This is a genomic window from Pseudomonas sp. GWSMS-1, assembly GCF_049847425.1.
Taxonomy (GTDB): Bacteria; Pseudomonadota; Gammaproteobacteria; order Pseudomonadales; family Pseudomonadaceae; genus Aquipseudomonas.
Genome location: NZ_JBMHHV010000005.1, coordinates 1,498,524 through 1,518,127 on the forward strand (window position 1 = coordinate 1,498,524; position 19,604 = coordinate 1,518,127).

At 59.5% G+C, this 19,604-nt stretch carries 10 protein-coding genes and 1 pseudogene; 6 read left to right on the forward strand and 5 right to left on the reverse strand.

What is annotated here, in order from left to right; translation table 11 throughout:
• Nucleotides 1-29 precede the first annotated feature (29 nt).
• From ACEPAJ_RS10510 to ACEPAJ_RS10520, 3 genes and pseudogenes are all read left to right on the forward strand, one after another.
• Nucleotides 30-3,076 (forward strand): annotated as a pseudogene (locus ACEPAJ_RS10510) (MdtB/MuxB family multidrug efflux RND transporter permease subunit).
• Nucleotides 3,073-6,180, forward strand: coding sequence for an efflux RND transporter permease subunit (locus ACEPAJ_RS10515; RefSeq protein ID WP_425914786.1), 3,108 nt, complete (start codon nucleotides 3,073-3,075; stop codon nucleotides 6,178-6,180). Before ACEPAJ_RS10510 ends, ACEPAJ_RS10515 begins: the two are co-directional and overlap by 4 nt.
• Nucleotides 6,177-7,676 (forward strand): efflux transporter outer membrane subunit, encoded by a 1,500-nt coding sequence (locus ACEPAJ_RS10520; protein WP_425914787.1) that lies wholly within the window; start codon nucleotides 6,177-6,179, stop codon nucleotides 7,674-7,676. Before ACEPAJ_RS10515 ends, ACEPAJ_RS10520 begins: the two co-directional genes overlap by 4 nt.
• Here the strand turns inward: ACEPAJ_RS10520 and ACEPAJ_RS10525 are convergent.
• Nucleotides 7,624-8,475: a LysR family transcriptional regulator gene (locus tag ACEPAJ_RS10525; RefSeq protein WP_425914788.1), complete on the reverse strand. Its 852-nt coding sequence runs from the start codon at nucleotides 8,473-8,475 to the stop codon at nucleotides 7,624-7,626. The genes ACEPAJ_RS10520 and ACEPAJ_RS10525 overlap by 53 nt on opposite strands.
• A gap of 108 nt (nucleotides 8,476-8,583) precedes the next feature.
• Between ACEPAJ_RS10525 and ACEPAJ_RS10530 the strand changes: the two genes are divergently transcribed.
• Both ACEPAJ_RS10530 and ACEPAJ_RS10535 read left to right on the forward strand, forming a co-directional pair.
• Nucleotides 8,584-9,042: a nucleoside deaminase gene (locus ACEPAJ_RS10530; RefSeq protein WP_425914789.1), complete on the forward strand. Its 459-nt coding sequence runs from the start codon at nucleotides 8,584-8,586 to the stop codon at nucleotides 9,040-9,042.
• Nucleotides 9,035-10,267: a CynX/NimT family MFS transporter gene (locus tag ACEPAJ_RS10535; RefSeq protein WP_425914790.1), complete on the forward strand. Its 1,233-nt coding sequence runs from the start codon at nucleotides 9,035-9,037 to the stop codon at nucleotides 10,265-10,267. Before ACEPAJ_RS10530 ends, ACEPAJ_RS10535 begins: the two co-directional genes overlap by 8 nt.
• Nucleotides 10,268-10,302: 35 nt before the next feature.
• Here the strand turns inward: ACEPAJ_RS10535 and ACEPAJ_RS10540 are convergent, their stop codons facing one another.
• Both ACEPAJ_RS10540 and ACEPAJ_RS10545 read right to left on the reverse strand, forming a co-directional pair.
• Nucleotides 10,303-10,803, reverse strand: coding sequence for a disulfide bond formation protein B (locus ACEPAJ_RS10540; protein WP_425914791.1), 501 nt, complete (start codon nucleotides 10,801-10,803; stop codon nucleotides 10,303-10,305).
• A 181-nt stretch (nucleotides 10,804-10,984) separates the two neighbouring features.
• Complete coding sequence (locus tag ACEPAJ_RS10545) at nucleotides 10,985-11,176, reverse strand: hypothetical protein (RefSeq protein WP_425914792.1); 192 nt, start codon at nucleotides 11,174-11,176, stop codon at nucleotides 10,985-10,987.
• A gap of 251 nt (nucleotides 11,177-11,427) precedes the next feature.
• Here ACEPAJ_RS10545 and katG point away from each other — a divergent pair, with 251 nt between their 5' ends.
• The gene (katG, locus tag ACEPAJ_RS10550) at nucleotides 11,428-13,638 is read left to right on the forward strand and encodes a catalase/peroxidase HPI (RefSeq protein WP_425914793.1); all 2,211 of its coding nucleotides are present in this window, start codon (nucleotides 11,428-11,430) and stop codon (nucleotides 13,636-13,638) included.
• Between the two features lie 117 nt (nucleotides 13,639-13,755).
• Here the strand turns inward: katG and ACEPAJ_RS10555 are convergent, their stop codons facing one another.
• Both ACEPAJ_RS10555 and ACEPAJ_RS10560 read right to left on the reverse strand, forming a co-directional pair.
• Nucleotides 13,756-14,682, reverse strand: coding sequence for a diguanylate cyclase domain-containing protein (locus ACEPAJ_RS10555; RefSeq protein WP_425914794.1), 927 nt, complete (start codon nucleotides 14,680-14,682; stop codon nucleotides 13,756-13,758).
• 1 nt (nucleotide 14,683) lies between these two features.
• Nucleotides 14,684-19,555, reverse strand: coding sequence for a PAS domain S-box protein (locus tag ACEPAJ_RS10560; RefSeq protein ID WP_425914795.1), 4,872 nt, complete (start codon nucleotides 19,553-19,555; stop codon nucleotides 14,684-14,686).
• Nucleotides 19,556-19,604: the final 49 nt, after the last annotated feature.

The following is a 19,604-nucleotide window of genomic DNA, read 5'->3' on the forward strand; positions in this document are numbered from 1 at the left end:
TCCTGCGCCCGGTCGCCACCACGCTGATCATGCTGGCGATATTCCTCAGCGGCCTGATCGCTTACCGGATGCTGCCTGTCTCGGCGCTGCCGGAAGTGGATTACCCGACCATTCGGGTGCTGACGCTGTATCCCGGTGCCAGCCCGGACGTGATGACCAGTGCGGTCACAGCGCCGCTTGAGCGCCAGTTCGGCCAGATGGCTGGGCTGAAGCAGATGTCCTCGACCAGCTCCGGCGGCGCCTCGGTGATCAGCCTGCGCTTCAACCTGGAGGTGAAGCTGGATGTCGCTGAGCAGGAAGTGCAGGCCGCGATCAACGGCGCGAGTAACCTGCTGCCGGACGATCTGCCGGCGCCGCCGGTGTACAACAAGGTCAACCGGCCGACACCCCGGTGCTGACCTTGGCCATCAGCTCGAAAACCCTGCCATTGCCGCAAGTGTTTGACTTGGTCGACACCCGCCTGGCGCAAAAACTCGCGCAAACCAGCGGTGTTGGTCTGGTCACCCTGGCGGGTGGGCAGCGTCCGGCGGTGCGCCTGCGGGTCAACCCTGAAGCCTTGGCGTCCTACGGTTTGAACCTCAGCGATGTGCGCACGCTGATCACCGCCAGTAACGTCAACCAGCCCAAAGGCAACTTCGATGGTCCGACCCGGGTGTCGCAACTGGATGCCAACGACCAGCTGAAATCTGTCGACGAATACCGCGAGCTGATACTCGGCTACAAGGACGGCGCCGCACTGCGCCTGAAAGATGTCGCAGACATCATCGATGGCGCCGAGAACCAGCGCCTAGCCGCCTGGGCCAATCGCAACGAGGCCGTATTGGTTAACGTGCAGCGCCAACCCGGGGCCAACGTGATCGATGTAGTCGACCGCATCCAGACGCTGCTGCCCAATTTGACTCAAGGCCTGCCGGCCAGCGTTGAGGTCAGCGTGCTGACCGATCGCACCGAAACCATCCGCGCCGCCGTCAAGGGCGTGCAGCATGAACTGCTGCTGGCCATCGCCCTGGTGGTACTGGTGACCTTCCTGTTTCTACGTAAGGTGTCGGCGACCATCATTCCATCCATCGTCGTACCGCTGTCGCTGATTGGCACCTTCGGCGTGATGTACCTGGCCGGATTCACCATCAACAACCTGACACTGATGGCCCTGACCATCGCCACCGGCTTTGTGGTGGACGATGCCATCGTCATGCTGGAGAACATCGCACGGCATCTGGAAGAGGGCGAAACGCCGCTGAATGCGGCGCTCAAAGGTGCCAAACAGATCGGCTTTACCCTGGTTTCGCTGACCATCTCGCTGATCGCGGTGCTGATTCCACTGCTGTTTATGGCCGATGTGGTGGGGCGGCTGTTCCGCGAATTCGCCATCACCCTGGCGGTGGCCATTCTGATTTCCCTGGTGGTGTCGCTGACCCTGACGCCAATGATGTGCGCGCGCCTGCTCAAGGCGGAAAAGCCCGAGGAAGAAGGGCGCTTCTACCGCGCCGCCGGGGGGGTGATCGACGCCATGATTGCCCGTTACGGCGTGTGGCTGACCTGGGTGCTCAAGCATCAGCCACTGACCCTGCTGGTAGCCATCGCCACGATGGCGCTGACGGTGCTGCTGTACCTGGCCGTGCCCAAGGGCTTTTTCCCGGTGCAGGACACCGGGGTGATCCAGGGCATTTCCGAGGCGCCGCAGTCGATCTCCTTCCGCGCCATGAGCGAGCGCCAGCAGCGCCTGGCCGAGGTGGTTTTGCAGGACCCGGCCGTTGCCAGCCTGTCGTCCTATATCGGTGTGGATGGTGATAACCCGACGCTGAACAGCGGCCGCCTGCTGATCAACCTGACGCCCCGGGCCGAGCGCGATGTCAGCGCCAGCCAGATTATCGAACGCCTGCGTCCGGAGTTGGCGCGGATTCCTGGGATCGAGCTGTACCTGCAGCCGGTGCAGGATCTGTCTATCGAGGATCGAGTCAGCCGCACGCAGTTCCAGTTCAGCATGGAGTCGCCTGATATCAGCCTGCTGGAAGAGTGGGTACCCAAACTGGTCAGCGCGCTGCGCGAGCAGCCGGAGCTGACTGACGTGGCCAGCGACCTACAAAACCGTGGTCTGCAGGTGTTTCTGCAGATCGACCGCGACATGGCCGGGCGCCTCGGCGTAAGCATTGCCGATATCGATAACGCGCTGTACGACGCCTTCGGCCAGCGGCAGATTTCCACCATCTACACCCAAGCCAGCCAATACCGCGTGGTGCTGGAAAGCGAAAACGCCGGCAGCATCGGCCCGGCCGCGCTGCGGCAGATTCACGTCAAGGCCGCCGATGGTCAACAGGTCGCGTTGTCGAACCTGGCCCAAGTCGAGGAGCGCGCGGCCAGCCTGCTAATCAACCATATCGGCCAATTCCCGGCGGCGACCTTGTCATTCAACCTGGCCAGCGGCGTGTCGCTGGGCGAGGCGGTGGCGGTGATCGAGCGGATCGAGCAGGAGATCGGCATTCCGCCAGCGGTGCAGACGCGCTTCCAGGGCGCGGCAGAAGCTTTCCGCGCCTCTTTGTCGAGTACCTTGCTGCTAATTCTGGCGGCCATCGTCACCATGTACATCGTGCTCGGCGTGCTCTATGAGAGCTATATCCACCCGATCACCATCCTCTCAACCTTGCCCTCGGCAGGTGTCGGCGCGCTGGTGGCGTTGCTGATTAGCGGTAATGAGCTTGGCCTGATCGCAATTATCGGCATCATCTTGTTGATCGGCATCGTTAAGAAGAACGCGATCATGATGATCGACTTCGCCCTCGACGCCGAGCGCAATCAGGGTATGCAGCCGGAAGCGGCGATCTACCAGGCGGCATTGCTGCGCTTTCGGCCGATTCTGATGACCACCTTGGCCGCGCTGTTCGGCGCGATACCGCTGATGTTGGCCACCGGTTCCGGGGCTGAACTGCGCCAGCCGCTGGGGCTGGTGATGGTCGGCGGGCTGCTGCTGAGCCAGATACTCACGCTGTTCACCACGCCGGTTATCTACCTGTACTTCGATCGCCTGTCACGGCGCATCAGTGGCCGTAGCGCGGCCGGGCTTGTGGTCAACCCATGAACCTTTCCGGCCCCTTTATCCGCCGGCCGGTGGCCACGCTGCTGCTGAGCCTGGCGATTCTGTTGCTCGGCGGCGTCAGCTTCGGTCTGTTGCCGGTAGCGCCGCTGCCGCAGATGGACTTCCCCACCATCACCGTGCAGGCCAGCCTGCCGGGGGCCAGCCCGCAGATCATGGCCTCCAGCGTGGCCACGCCGCTGGAACGCTCGCTCGGCACCATCGCTGGCATCAGCCAGATGAACAGCCGCAGCAGCCAGGGCAACACGCGGATCATGATCCAGTTCGATCTGGATCGCGATATCAACGCCGCCGCCCGCGAGGTGCAAGCGGCCATCAATGCCTCACGCGAGCTGCTGCCCAGCGGTATGCGCAGCATGCCTACTTACGCCAAGATCAACCCGTCGCAGGCGCCGATCATGGTGCTGTCGCTGACCAGCGATGTGCTCAACAAGGGCCAGTTATACGACGTAGCCTCGACCATCCTGGCGCAGAAACTTGCCCAGGTAACCGGTGTGGGCGAAGTACAGATCGGCGGCAGCTCATTGCCCGCTGTGCGTGTGGCACTTGAACCGCGTCTGCTTGATCAGTACGGCATTGCCCTCGATGAAGTGCGTCAGCGCATCAGCGCGGCCAACGCCAAACGGCCTAAAGGTGCGGTGGAAGATGCCGAGCGCCACTGGCAGGTGCAGGCCAGCGATCAGCTGGAAAAAGCTGCCGATTACCTGCCGCTGATCATTCGCTATCAGGACGGTGCAGCCGTGCGCCTGGGCGATGTGGCGACCGTCACCGATGGCGTCGAGGACCGCTACAACAGCGGCTTCTTCAACGATGAGCAGGCGGTGCTGCTTGTGATCAACCGCCAGACCGGCGCCAATATCATCGAAACCATTGCAGGCATTCGCGAGCAACTGCCGGCCTTGCGTGCGGTGATCCCCGCCAGTATCGAGCTGGAAGTGGCGATGGACCGCTCGCCGGTAATTCGCGCCACCCTGCATGAGGCCGAGCAGACCTTGCTGATCGCCGTGGTGCTGGTGATTCTGGTGGTGTTCGCCTTCCTTGGCCGCTGGCGTGCGGCGCTGATTCCGGCCCTGGCCGTGCCGGTATCACTGGTCGGTACCTTCGCGGTGATGTACCTGCTGGATTTCTCGCTGAACAACCTGTCGCTGATGGCGCTGATTATCGCCACTGGTCTGGTGGTAGACGACGCCATCGTCGTTTTGGAAAACATCTCGCGGCATATCGAAGCCGGTGAAACGCCGATGTCGGCCGCGTTCAAGGGCGCACGCGAAGTAGGTTTTACATTGCTGGCGATGAACCTCTCCTTGGTCGCGGTGTTCATCTCTATCCTGTTTATGGGCGGTATTGTCGAGCGGCTGTTCCGCGAGTTTTCCATCACCTTGGCCGTGGCCATCGTGATATCCCTGCTGGTGTCGCTGACTCTTACGCCGATGCTCTGCGCACGCTGGCTCAAGGCCGAAACCACCGAACATAAGCCCAGCGCCATGCAGCGGTGGGGCGGGGCCGTGCAGACGCGCGTATTGGCGTTCTACCAACGCAGCCTGGACTGGGCACTAAAGCATTCCTTGCTGATGCTGTTCAGCTTACTGGCGACCATTGCGCTGAATATCTTTCTGTTTGTCAGCGTGCCAAAGACCTTTATGCCGCAGCAGGACACCGGCCAACTGATCGGGTTTATTCGCGGTGATGACGGTCTTTCCTTTCAGGTCATGCAACCAAAAATGGAAATCTACCGCCGTGCGGTGCTGGCTGATCCTGCCGTGGACAGTGTGGCGGGCTTTATTGGTGGCAGTGGCGGTATCAACAACGCCTTTATGATCGTGCGCCTCAAGCCTGTTACCGAACGCAAGGTCAGCGCCCAGGTGGTGATCAACCGCCTGCGCCAGTCGGTGCCGAAAGTGCCGGGTGGGCGGATGTTCCTTATGCCCGATCAGGACCTGCAAATCGGCGGACGGGAAGGGCGCAGTTCGGAAACCGAATACATGCTGCTGTCTGGCGACCTCGACGAATTGCGCAAGTGGCTGCCGCCGGTGCGTGAAGCACTGCGTGCCTTGCCGGAACTGACCGATATCGACGCCAAGGAGGCCGAGGGTACCCAACAGATCCGCTTGGTGGTTGATCGTGATATGGCCAAACGGCTGGGCGTGGACATGAACATGATCACCGCCGTGCTTAACAATGCGTTTAGCCAGCGGCAGATCTCGACCATCTATGACAGCCTCAATCAGTACAGCGTGGTCATGGAGATCAACCCGCAGTTTGCCCAGTACCCGGAAACCCTCGAGCAGATTCAGCTGATCACCGCCGACGGTGCGCGGGTGCCGTTGTCCAGTTTCGCCCGCTGGGAGCGTAGCCTGGAAGAAGACCGGGTGAGCCACCAAGGGCAGTTTGCCGTGGAAAACATCGGCTTTTCCCTGGCCGAAGGCGTCAGCCTGGATCAAGCCAGCCAGGCTATTGAACGTGCCATCGCGCGCATCGGGTTACCCACTGAAGTACAAGGCGTGCTCGGCGGCACTGGCGGGGCCTTCCAGCAGACCCAGCAAAACCAGCCGTGGATGATTCTGCTGGCCTTGGTGGTGGTGTATATCGTCCTCGGCGTGCTCTACGAAAGTTATGTGCACCCGCTGACCATCCTCTCCACCTTGCCCTCGGCCGGGGTGGGTGCGCTACTGGCGTTGCAGCTGATGAGTATTGAGTTCAGCCTTATCTCGTTGCTCGGGTTATTCCTGCTGATCGGCATTGTTAAGAAGAATGCGATTCTGATGATCGACCTGGCCCTGCAGCTGGAACGCCAGCAACACCTGAGCCCGTCGGAGTCTATTCGCCAGGCCTGCTTGCTGCGTTTTCGCCCAATCATGATGACCACCCTGGCGGCGATTCTTGGCGCACTGCCGCTGATGTTCAGCAGCGCCGAAGGCTCGGAAATGCGCCAGCCGCTGGGCATCACCATCGTTGGTGGCTTGGTGCTGAGCCAGCTGCTGACCCTTTACACCACGCCGGTGATCTACCTGTATTTCGACCGCCTGCGCCACCGGGTTAACCGCTGGCGCGGTGTGCGCACTGACGCTGCTTTGGAAACCCCGTTATGAATGTGTTGACTGCCTACCGCTTACCCGCTTTGTTGGCATTGAGTTTGGCCCTGAGTGCCTGCGCCATCGGCCCGGATTACCAGCGCCCACAGCTGCAAACCCCGGCGCAGTTCAAACAGATTGAAGGCTGGACCCAGGCCCAGCCCGGCGATGTACTGGCGCGCGGCAGCTGGTGGCAGCTGTATGGCGATGCTGAGCTGAGTGCGTTGGTTGAGCGGCTGAATATTTCCAACCAGAACCTGGCCGCCAGTGAAGCGCAGTACCGTCAGGCCCGCGCCCTGGTGCGCGGCGCGCGTGCGGCGTTTTACCCGAGCCTGTCGAGCAGCGCCGGGGCCACCCGCAGCGGGCAGGGCACTGGCAGCCAAAATGCGTCCAGCGGCACCAGTTCGAACAGCAGCGGTGTATCCACCAACTATGACCTCAGCCTGAATGCGGCCTGGGAGCTGGACATCTGGGGCAAGCTGCGTCGCTCGCTGGAATCCAGCCGCGCCGGTTTTGAGGCCAGCGCTGCCGATCTGGCCGCGCTGAAACTCAGCCTGCAATCGGAGCTGGTGCAGAATTACCTGCAACTGCGTGTGCTGGATGATCAGCAGCGCCTGCTCGATGCCACTGTCGCGGCCTATGCGCGCTCGCTGAAGCTCACGGATAACCAGTACAACGCCGGCATCGTGCCGAAATCCGATGTCAGTCAGGCGCTGACCCAGCTGAAAAGCACCCAGGCCCAGGCGATTGACCTGCAATGGCAGCGCGCCCAGCTGGAACATGCGATTGCCGTGCTGATCGGCGTGCCGCCCAGTGAGCTGAGCATTGCCGTGCGCGAGCAATTGCCAGTGCTGCCTGAAATCCCCGTGGCGCTGCCATCGCAACTGCTGGAGCGCCGCCCGGATGTGGCCGCCGCCGAACGCCGGGTGATGGCCGCCAATGCCGATATCGGCGTGGCTGAAGCAGCGTGGTACCCGGACCTGAGTATTTCCGCCAGCGGCGGCTACCGCGGCAGCAGCTTTGCTGACTGGATCGATCTGCCCAATCGCTTCTGGTCGCTCGGTCCGCAACTGGCGCTAACCCTGTTTGATGGTGGCGCGCGTAGCGCCGAGCTGGAACGCACGGAGGCCGCTTACGATCAGACCGTGGCGCAATACCGCCAGTCCGTGCTCGACAGCTTCCGCGAAGTGGAGGACTACTTGGTGCAGCTGCGCGTGCTGCAACAAGAAGCCGGGGTGCAGCAAGAAGCGCTGGACGCCGCGCGCGAGTCCCTGCGCCTGATCGAAAACCAGTACCGCGCCGGCACGGTTGACTTCAACAGCGTGGTCAACGTGCAGGCCACGGCGCTGAATAACGAGCGCAGTAACCTGACGCTACTGGGCAGCCGCTTGACTGCCAGCGTGCAGCTGATTGCCGCGCTCGGCGGCGGTTGGCAGCAACAGCAGTTGCTGGATGAGCCCCCTACTGCTGCGCAGCAGACTGTTCCTGACACAGTTGGTACAGCCGCTCCTTGAGCAGGCTGCCGGCCTGGCCCAGGTTAGGCCGGGCATACAGCACCAGGTGCATGCCTTCGATAACCGGCAGGCTGTCGATGATCTGGTGGTCAGCCTGCAGGACGCGGCGTGGCAGCAAACTGATGCCCAGGCCTGCCGCCACCGCCGCACAAACGCTGGCCTGGCTAGTACTGGAATAGCCAATACGCCAGTTACGGGCCTGCATCTCCAGCGTCTGGATCATTTCCTGGCGATACAAACCACCCGGGGCAAAGACCGCCAGCGCTAACGGTTCACGTGGCCAGGCCGGGCGCTGCCGGCTGTCTACCCAACACAACGGCTCCGGCCAGGCGGCCAGGCAATCACTGCCGGGGTTCATTTGCTTGCTCAGAAGCAGGTCAAACTGGCCTTCGCGGTATTGCCGCAGCAGCTCCGGGCTGAGCCCGCTGCTGACCTCTAAACGCACACTGGTTTGCGTGTCGGCAAAGTCGGCGAGCAGGGGCATCAGGCGTTCGGCGGCAAAATCCTCCGGAACGCCGAGGCGCAGTACACCCTCACTTTGCTGGTTACGCAGCACATCGTCGGCCTCATCGTGCAGGGCCAGAATGCGGCGGGCGTAGCTGCACAGTTGCTCGCCTTCAGCGGTCATCAGTATCTGCCTCGCGCTGCGATCTAGCAGACGGCAGCCGAGGTTGTCCTCCAGGCGACGTATTTGCTGGCTAACGGTCGACTGGGTGAGGTGCAGGCGTTCAGCCGCACGGGTGAAATTACCGCAATCGGCCACGGCAACAAAACTGCGCAAGAGCAGGTGGTCGAGCATTTAAGTATTCCTGATGTAAATGGTAAGCATGCTTATATTTAATTTCAGCATACTTTGCCCGCTCGGGATAATTAGCGGTTTATTGATCAAACTGATGAAGAGTGTGCAATGAGCTATGACCGCGATTTTCTTGAACAGGCCATCCGCCTCGCAGAAGCCAACGTGGCGCAAGGCGGCCGACCGTTTGGCGCGGTGTTAGTCCGTGAAGGCAAACAGCTGACCGAAGCCAGTAACCAAATGCACGTGAGCTTTGATCCATCGGCGCATGCCGAGTTGTTGTGTATCCGTCAGGCCAGTCAGCTGCTGGCCAGCAACCGCCTGGAGGGCTGCGTGATTTATGCCAGCGGCCAGCCGTGCCCCATGTGCCTGAGCGCCATGCACCTGTGTGGCATCAGCCGGGTGGTATTTGCCGCCACCAATGCCGAGGGTGAGCCTTTTGGTTTGTCCACGGCTGGGGTGTATCAGCAACTGTCTTTGCCGTTGGCGCAGCAGAGTCTGCGCATCGAACACGCAGCGCACAGCGCCATGACGCCGCTTTATCAACGCTGGTATGCCCAGCATGCTTAAGCAGTTATCGCGCCATGCTAGTCCAGGTCTGCGCACGTTCGGCTGGGTTGGCGTGTTGGTGATCCTAGCGCTTAACCTGCGACCGAGCCTGACGTCGATCAGCCCGCTGCTGAATAACATTCGCAGCAGCGTCGGCATGGGGTTTCAGATGGCTGGCCTGCTTACCACCTTGCCGGTGGCGTGCATGGGGCTGGTGGCGTTGTTCAGTGGCCAGGTCGAGGCTCGTTTAGGTGAGGGCAGGGGCATTGCCCTCGGTTTGCTGTGCATTTTGCTGGCCTGTGCGGTTCGCGGGCTCATCGATCACAGCGTGCTGCTGGTGTGCTCGGCCTTGTTGGGCGGCTTGGGTATTGCGCTGATTCAGGTGCTGGTACCGGGCTTGATCAAACGTCGGTTTGTCGGCCGCGTGGCCCTGGCGATGGGCATTTATTCGGCTGCATTGATGAGCGGCGGCGGCCTCGCAGCCTGGTTTAGCCCACGCCTGGCGAATAGCTTCGGCCATTGGCATGCAGGGCTGGCACTATGGGCTTTACCCGCGTTGCTGGCCTTGCTGCTATGGCTGCAAACACCTTGGCGCGCCGCGCAAAGCCTGTCTGTCGAGCAACGGCTGAGTCGGTTTATCCGCAATAAACGCGCTTGGACCCTGGCGTTGTATTTCGGCTTCAGCAACTGCGGCTATATGGCTGTCGTGGCCTGGCTACCGGCTTACTACCAGCACTTGGGCTGGAGCAGCCAGAACAGTGGCGCGCTATTGGCCTGGATGACGGTGTTTCAGGTGCTGGCCGCGCTGGGCATGCCGGCGCTTGCCCAGCGTATGCGTGAACGCCGTGGTTTGTTGAGCATCAGCCTGATTGCGCAATTATTGGGCTTTACCGGGCTGCTGCTCGCCCCGCAACAGGCTGCGCTGCTGTGGGTGGCACTGATCGGTTTCGGCTTGGGCGCCTGCTTTGCCTTGAGTCTGATCCTCACCCTCGACCATTTGCAGGAGCCTAGTGCGGCCGGTCAGCTAGCGGCCTTTGTGCAAGGCTTTGGTTTTCTGATCAATGCACTTGCGCCGGCCGCCGGTGGTTTGCTGCGAGAAATAACGGGCAGTTTTTCCACGACCTGGCTGTTGATGGTGGTGTGCATCGCCCTGATGTTGGCGTTGACGCCGCGCTTTAGCCCGGCCAGCTACTGGCGTATTTCCACCAATGCCCAGCAGCTACCCGCCATAGCCGCTTGCGGATAAGCGGCTATGGATGGCATCTCAGTGCTCAACCGCGATTAGCGGCGAATGGCGCGCCAGGCAGTAAACAGGCACAGCATCAATAGCAGGGCGACGCCAGCCAACGTCCAGTGGGTGAACGAGAGGCCGAGAATGCTGTAATCGTTCTCCCCACACACGCCGGCGCTCATAAAGACGCTGGGCAGCCACTCATGCAGCGGCAGGTAGAAGGCATAGAAGGGGAAGGGCGAGCAGCTGGAGCTTTCCAATACGCCGGTTTCAATCAGCAGCAGATGCGTGTTGTCATACACGGCCATGCCGCTTGCAGCCAGTAGCAGCGGCCATAACGGCACGGTCAACCAACGCAAGCCAAAGGCCTCCAGCGCCAGAATCAGCAAGCTGATGACCCCACCACAGAGCAGCCATAAACGGATCTGGATGCACAGGGTGCAAGGCTCCCAGCCGAGCAGGTGTTGCAGCAGCAGCGCGGCACCAAGCATGGCGAAGCAGGCGAGAGCAATCAGGGTGAGCAGAGGCTTGATTGACGTGGTGCGGGACATCGTAATCTCCGAAGGGGCGGGTGTGTCGGCTAGCGCAGGCACGGCGCAGACAGCTCAAATAGTGTGCGCATGACGTGGATTGCCTTTCCAGGTAGAGCGCCACCAGCGTAAGGATGATCGCCAGCGAATAGGCAGACAAGCCTAGATTGATGCCCGGGATCATATTTTCCGTTCACTGAGTTCAGCGTTTCAGCAGTGATGATTGCAACTGGTTAAAACACTGCACGATGCGCGCATGGCTGACATCGCTAAAGGTCTTCTGCGTAAGGCTGACCAGCACGCTGGGTTTGACCCGACCTGAACCTAACTGACGGTTCATATAGGCCAGCAGTTCCTCGTCGCTGACGTTGTTGTTGGGAGGCGATTGTTCCACGGTTTACGGCCTTTGATTAGTGAACGCACAGGCTGCATGAGCGTCAGTTAAACGCCCAGTATCAGCTACATTTCATCCTATTGGACTGACGCTCGCGACACATCTGCTTGCTGTTTGCCGAGCATGATTGTTCAGTTCGCGATGCCATACTCGCGAGGACTATAACGCTCATACCGAAATCCTATTGGCTCGTTGACTGCCTAGCCACGAAGCTATGTGCATCCGGTAGGTGAATACAACAGGAGTGAATCATGTCTAACGAAGCGAAGTGCCCTTTCTCCAGTGGCGCAGGTAAAAACAGCGTGTCTGGCGGCGCACCGAGGAACGCCGATTGGTGGCCGAATCAGCTCAACCTGAAAATTTTGCAGCAGCACTCTTCCAAGTCCGACCCTATGGGTGCCGACTTCAACTATTCCGAAGAATTCAAGAGCCTTGATCTGGATGCCGTGATCAAGGATCTGCACGCGTTTATGACCGACTCGCAAGACTGGTGGCCAGCTGACTGGGGCCACTACGGCGGCCTGATGATCCGCATGGCTTGGCACGCCGCCGGTACCTACCGTATTCATGACGGCCGTGGCGGTGCTAGCACCGGCAACCAGCGTTTTGCGCCTCTCAACAGCTGGCCGGATAACGGCAACCTGGATAAGGCGCGTCGCCTGCTCTGGCCGATCAAGCAAAAGTACGGCAGCAAGCTATCGTGGGCCGACCTGCTGGTGCTCGCCGGTAACGTCGCCCTGGAATCCATGGGCCTCAAGACCTTCGGTTTTGCCGGCGGCCGCGCGGATATCTGGGAGCCAGAAGAAGACACCTACTGGGGTGCAGAAAAAGAATGGCTCGCCACTAGCGATAAACCCAACAGCCGTTACACCGGTGATCGCGATCTAGAAAACCCATTGGCGGCCGTGCAAATGGGCCTGATTTACGTCAACCCGGAAGGCCCGGACGGCAACCCTGACCCGTTAGGTTCGGGCCGCGATGTACGCGAAACATTCGCGCGCATGGCCATGAATGATGAAGAAACCGTGGCCCTGGTAGCCGGTGGGCACACCTTCGGTAAAGCCCATGGTGCAGGCGACCCGTCGCTGGTGGGGCCGGAGCCGGAAGCGGCACCGATTGAAGATCAAGGCTTGGGCTGGATCAACAAATTTGTCAGTGGCAAAGGCGTACACACCACTACCAGCGGTATTGAAGGGGCCTGGAAGCCTAATCCAACCACCTGGGATAACGGTTATTTCGACATGCTGTTCGGTTATGAGTGGCAGCTGACCAAGAGTCCGGCCGGTGCGCATCAATGGACGCCGATCAACTGCAAGCCAGAGCACCTGATTCCTGATGCCCATGACCCAGCGCTGAAGCATCCGCCGATGATGACCACCGCTGACATGTCGCTGCGTATGGACCCGGTCTACGAGAAAATCTCGCGGCACTACCATCAGAACCCGCAAGCGTTCGCCGATGCTTTCGCCCGTGCCTGGTTCAAGCTGACCCACCGTGACATGGGGCCACGTGCCCGATACCTCGGCCCGCTGGTGCCGCAGGAAGAGTTGATCTGGCAGGACCCGGTGCCGGCTGTTGAGCACGCCCTGGTTGATGCGCAAGATATTGCTGGCCTCAAGGCCAAGGTGCTGGTGTCCGGCCTGTCGATTGCACAGTTGGTCAACACTGCTTGGGCATCGGCTTCCACCTTCCGTGGCAGCGACAAGCGCGGTGGCGCCAACGGTGCACGTATTCGCCTCGCCCCGCAGAAGGACTGGGAAGTTAACCAGCCCGCTGAGCTGGCTAAAGTACTGGCTAAGCTCGAAGCACTGCAGAAGGACTTTAATGCAACGGCAACCGGCGGCAAGCAAATCTCCCTGGCCGACCTGATCGTCCTGGGTGGTGCGGCAGCGGTTGAGGCTGCGGCGAAGAAGGCCGGTATTGAGGTTGACGTGCCGTTTGCCCCAGGCCGCACGGATGCCACGCAGGAGCAGACCGATATCGAGTCCTTCGAGGCATTGGAGCCCAAGGCCGATGGCTTCCGTAACTATGCGAGCAAGGGCTACGAAAGCGTTGCTGCCGAGATGCTGATCGACAAGGCGCAACTGCTGGAGCTGACTGCACCAGAGATGACCGTGTTGATTGGTGGCCTGCGCGCACTGAATGCCAACGTGGGCCAATCCCCGCACGGGGTGTTGAGCAAGCGTGCAGAAACCCTGAGCAATGACTTCTTCGTCAATCTGCTCGACATGGCGACCAAATGGCAGCCGTCCGCCACCGCCGGCGTGCTGGAAGGTCGAGATCGCAACACTGGCGATTTGAAATGGACCGGCAGCCAGGTAGATCTGGTATTCGGTTCCAACTCGCAGTTGCGCGCTCTGGCGGAGGTTTATGCCACCCGCGACGCACAGGCGAAGTTCGTCCACGACTTCATCGCCGCCTGGGACAAGGTGATGAACCTGGACCGTTTCGATCTGGCTTGATCATTACGCATAAGCCCACAAGGGCGTAAAAACAAAGCCGCGGCCTGATTGATCAGGTCGCGGCTTTTTTAGTTAGCGTCAGCGTGTTGTGGCCCTTGGTATGAGCACGCGCGCTGTTCAAGCAGCGAGGCTAAATATCTGATTACGCCCATTATGCTTGGCCTGATAAAGCTGCTGATCAGCCAGGGCAATCAGCTCACTGGGTTCTCTGTCGACGCGGGGTTGCAGGCTCGCCACACCAATAGACAGCGAGACCCATTCACTCACTTCAGAGCCGGGGTGGGCGTTGGCTAGCTGGCGGATGCGGGCCTGGATCTTTTCGGCCAATATCAGCGCACCTTGCAGCGTTGTCTCCGGCAGAACGCAGACGAACTCTTCGCCGCCAAAGCGTGCGGCCATGTCATATGGGCGATTAACGGATTGCGCGATGGCTTTGGCAACCTGACGCAGGCACTCATCGCCCTGCACATGGCCGAAGTGATCGTTATAGCGCTTGAAATAGTCGATATCGACCATCATCAAGGACAGCGTCCCTCCTTCTCGGCAGGCCTGGCTCCAGGCTTGCGTCAGACGCACATCAAAGGCCCGGCGGTTTGGAATACCGGTCAGGCCATCCAAACTCGCCAGCCCCTTGAGGTAGTCGTTTTGCAGCTTGAGGGTGAGATGGGTTTTAACCCGCGCCCGAACGATCGCCGAGTTCAGCGGCTTACTGATGTAATCAACGGCACCGAGCTCCAGGCCTAAGGCTTCATCGTCTTCTTCGCGCTTGGCGGTGATGAAAATAACCGGAATATCAGCTGTTGCTGGGTCAAGTTTCAGGCGTCGACAGACTTCAAGCCCGTCCATGCCGTCCATCATGATGTCGAGCAGAATCAGGTCAGGCTGCAAGGTTTTACTAACCGCGATGGCCTGCTCGCCATGAGTGGCCATGTGCAGGTCGCAGTCAGCGCGAAACAGCTCATTGATGATACGGATGTTGATGGGCTGATCGTCCACCACGAGTAATTTAGGTCGCCCCTGGTAATGCTCTATCCAGAAACCCATATCAATCCTCTTGAGCGAGGTTAAGAAGCTCATCACCCAGCACGCTTGCACTGGGGAAATCTAAGCAGTCGACTGCCTGGCAAAACTGAGCAAAATGGCTCTGCCAGTGCCTTGGGATGTTATGCACCATCGCTTCAGTCTGTTCAATAGCCTGCAAGTTTCCGGCTGCCAACAATACAAGAACATGGCGCAGCGACTGTTGCCAATCGTCTGCGGGTTGCGAAGTTGCAGGACCTGTTTGAATTTCTTCAGGCGCGAGAAAGGCCGAGTTAAGTTCTACAAGGCTCTGCTCAAGCATGCCTGCCAACGCGTCGCGCCAATTGTGGCGCGCCAGAAGTTCGCCTGCAGCGGCGGGGGCTAGCCGCTTGATTTGCTGCTCAAGCTCGGCCGCCTGTTCTGCCAATTGCCTTGCGCCCATGGTGCCGGCACTGCCCTTAAGCATATGCAGCTGCGCCAAGACCGCTTTTACGTCGCCTTGGCTGGCGTGTGAGTTTAGTTGCTGCAGTTGCTTACGCATTTCAGGTTCAAAGTTGGTCAGCATGCGTTGTAGCAATTTGAGATTGCCGCCAAAGCGCCGCAGTACCGCTTCGCTATTCTCGGTAGCCAAGCCTGTGAGGGGCTCGCTCGTTACGTTTTCCGGCGGAGTGGTTCCTGTCCAGTGCTGTAGGGTCGCTACCAGTTTATCCAGATCAATGGGTTTGCCGATGTGATCACTCATCCCGGCAGCGAGGCATACCTGACGGTCCGCTACCGATGCATTGGCGGTCATGGCAATGATGGGTAAGTCAGCAAAGCGGGCGTCTTGGCGAATCAGCCGGGTGGCTTCAAGCCCATCGATGCCTGGCATCTGGATATCCATCAGCACCGCATTGAATACGTTTGGCATACCAATAATCGCGTCGATACCTTGCTGACCGCCTTCGGCCAGGACTACATCCGCCCCTTCACCCATCAGCAGTTCTTGCGCAACCTGGCGGTTTAACGGGTTGTCTTCAACCACCAATAAACGCAGGCCTTCCAGGCGTTTTGAGACGTGATAATCGGTCGTAATATGCCTCGCCGGCGCACCACTGATGACCCGCGCCACGGTGTCAGCCAACTGTTTGGGGGTTACCGGTTTGGTCAAAAACGCGGCAAACGGTGCATTGGCGTCCTGCTCACTGTCAGCCAAGGCTTCGCGGCCGTGTGCGGTCACCATGATTAGCAGTGGCAGGCGCGCATCACCGGCTGAGTCGCGAATTAGCCGGGCGGCGTTAAGGCCGTCCATGCCAGGCATTATCAGGTCCATCAATATCAGGTCGAAGGGTTGTCCTTTAGCATGCGCTGCCTTTATACAGACCATGGCCTCGGTCGCGTCCTGGGCGGCTTCAGCCGACCATTCAAGGTCGCTGCTCATTTGCACGAGGAGCTCTCGCGCCACTGGGTTGTCGTCGACTACAAGCATGTGCAGATTTTTGTCGACAACAGCGCACGCCGCTTTTATTGGGATTTGCTGCGCGTCGATAGCGAATTCAAGATCGAACCAGAAGCGGCTGCCTTCGCCAACGCGGCTCTCTACCTGCAATTCGCCGCCCATCAAGTTGATCAACCGCTTGCTAATCGCCAGCCCCAAACCGGTGCCGCCATAGTGGCGGCTGATGGAGGCTTCTGCCTGGGAAAAGCCGTCGAAAATACGCTTGAGTTGTTCATCCGTGATGCCTATGCCCGTATCCGTGACGGCAATACGCACCTTAACCTGGGCCTCGCTGCGCTCTAGCTGGCGCAGGCTGACAATGACGTTACCCTGCGCGGTGAATTTGAGTGCGTTGCCCGACAGGTTGATCAGAATCTGTTGCAGGCGCTGGCCGTCGCCAATCAAGACCGCTGGTAACGCGGGGTCGAGGTCAAACATCACCTCCACCGTTTTCTGCGCCTGATTACCGCTGAGCACCACCGCGAGGTCACACATCAGTGGTTCCAGCTGAACTGGATGCAGATCAAGCTGCAGCTTGCCGGCTTCGATTTTCGAATAATCAAGGATGTCGTTGAGTAGCCCCAGCAGCGATTGGGATGCGCCGTAGGCTTTCTGAATGTAATCGAGCTGGCGCTGATTAAGCTCGGTGGCCTGCACCAGGTGCAGCATGCCCAGCACTGCGTTCAGGGGCGTGCGAATCTCATGGCTCATGTTGGCCAAGAAAGCACTTTTGGCCGCACTCGCGGAGTCAGCCTGTTCCTTGGCAACGCGCAAAGACGTTTCCAGCTCATATTGAGCAGTGATGTCGCGATTGATCCCGGTGATCTTGGTCGCCTTACCGTCGCTGCCCGTCTCAATTCGCGCCCCGGCTTGAATTGTGCAAATGCTGCCATCGGGCCGAATAATACGGAAAATCGGATCGAAGTTACGGGTGCCGGCTATCGCCGCCTTTAGCCTCGCCTCTGCCGTAGGGGCATCCTCGGGGTGTACCCGTGAAAGCCAGTGTTCATAGGTAAGGCCCGTTTCGCGCAGTGAGAGCGGTTGCTGAAACAGCTCGAACATCCGCTCATTCCACTGCACGCTGTTATCGGCCAGGGTCAATGACCAGATCCCCAGCTCAGCCGCATCAGCCGCCATCAACAGCTGGTCGCGGGTGGTGAGGAGTTCCTTGCGCAGCTGCATTTGTTGGCTGAGGTCGGTGATCACACAGACCAGCAGCTGCTTGCCGGCATGCATCAGGCCGACAGACAGTTGCACCGGAAATTCGCTGCCATTCGATCGCAGTCCCATGAGCTCGGCCGACAGCTTGGCAGGGTCACGCTCGCCTGCGGTGGCGTGCTCAATCAGCGTGTGTAACTGGTCTTGTGAAGCAGGGCTGAGCAGTGCGGGCAAAAAGAGCGCGTCCGAATCGTCCTCTAGGCCAAATGCCCGTTTTGCTGAGGGGTTGAGGGTATGGATTCGTCCGGTGCTATCCAACGTCACCACGGGGTTAGGCGCGGTGTCCAAAACGGCTCGGGTAATTTCCACGCTAGCCGCCAGTTCAGCTTCCGCCGCTTTGCGTTGGGTGATGTCAATACCGATACCCAGGTAGCCAACCAGCTCGCCATTAATGCCGTGCATGGCGGTCACCATCAAGGTAACGGTGAGGTGCGAGTTATCCTTGCGCACGTAGGTCCATTCGCAAACCTCAGCTTCATCCAACTCGGCACGGTGGACAAAGACGCGGAAACCCTCAATCGGTTGGCCATAGTGCTCACTGAGTTCAGCGCTGCGCTGTTGTACTTCTTCGGGCAGGTGAATAACGGCAGGGGTTTGTAAACCGATCATCTCTTCGGCGCTATAACCCAAAAGACGTTCTGCCCCTTGGTTAAACAGGGTGATCAGCCCTTGGGTGTCGGTGGCAATAATCGACAGTTCAGAGGCCGAATCCAGCACGGTATTGAGTAGGGTGTTGAGTTTGTTGAGTTCGCCAGTGCGCGCGATCACCTGTTTTTCCAGGCTGGCGTTGAGCTCGCTGATTTTCGACTCTGCAGCCTTTTGTTGGGTGATGTCGCGCACTGTTTTGGAAATGCCGATCATCCGGTGCTGCTCATCGTAAATGGGTGCAATGGTCGCTGATACCTCGACCAAGCTGCCGTCCTTACGGCGGCGATAGGTTTCATAGTGCTCGATAGACTCGCCGGCGTTTATGCGCTGCAGGATATCGGTTTCTTCGGTTGCACATTCCTCCGGTACGACCAGCCCAATCAGACTTTTGCCGACGGCCTCCTCACTGCTGAAGCCAAAAATATGCTCAGCACCCTTGTTCCAGCTGGTGACAATGCCTTCGAGGGTTTTACCGATAATGCCGTCGAGTGAGCTTTCTACAATCGCCGCTTGCTTGGCCTGTTCCGCAACAACCTGGCGCCGGTGCTGACGGTTTGCGCCGAAAACCGCGGTCAATGCGGCGAGCAAAGCACTGAGCAAAAAACCGACACCGAGCACCAGCTGCGGTGCGGTTTGGTTCAGACCTTGAATAAATGCGGGGTGGGCAATCAGTTGGATTTCCCAGCGGCGGCCAAAAACCTCTCTCACTAAGGTGCTGCTCAGGCCTTCAGCTTGCAGGTCGTCTTGATGCTTTTCTTCGTAGAACAGGACCGGTTTCGCAGGGTCAGTGACATCGCGCAAGCGCAGGTCAACATCTGTGGTGCTGAACGGCAAGCCGCTGAGCACTTGTTCTGTGATCAGGGCGGCATAGCTCCAGCCGAACCCTTGTTGCAGCCGCTCTGCTTCTGTTTCAGGGGTCGTGCTGGTGCGGTAGATCGGCAGAAGAATAAGAAAAGACTGCAAAGGCTTACCGCTGGCCTGGACTAGCGTGATTGGCCCCGACAGTTGAACGGTGCCGGTTCTTAAGGCATTAAAGGCGGCGTCGTGACGGTTCTGTTCGGAGGCGATATCCAGGCCGATAGCGGCGAGGTTGCGCGCTTCAGGTTCCATATATTGGATGACATAGCGCTCGCCGTTATGCGGCGCTAATTGGCGAATATTGAAGTCTGGCTTGTCGTCGTTGCGTGCTTGCTGCACAAACGCGGGTTCATCAGCCGGAAGCACCCTACGAATAAAGCCAAAGCCCAGCGCCCCTGCGAATTCTTGGTCGATATCGCGTGTCTGACTATATGCGGCAAATAGCCTGCGGCTGATGCCATGTTCACCAAGGGTCACAATCGTGCCACGGGCCCCGCGCAAACCATATTGATAGAGCCGCATACGCCGCGCCACCGCATCGGCTTTATCTTCAGCGGCTTGCTGTAAGGCGGTCTGGGCCTGCCGTTGATTGCTGTTGTGCAACCACATGGCCGCTAGCACGCTCAGTGCAAGACCTACAGCCAGAGGGATGGCAGCACTGAGTGTGGCCGTGAGGCGGGAGCTGGGTTTCTTCAAGGAAAGCATGCCTTTATTGTTAGGTACCATAGCGCTCAGCCACGGCGGA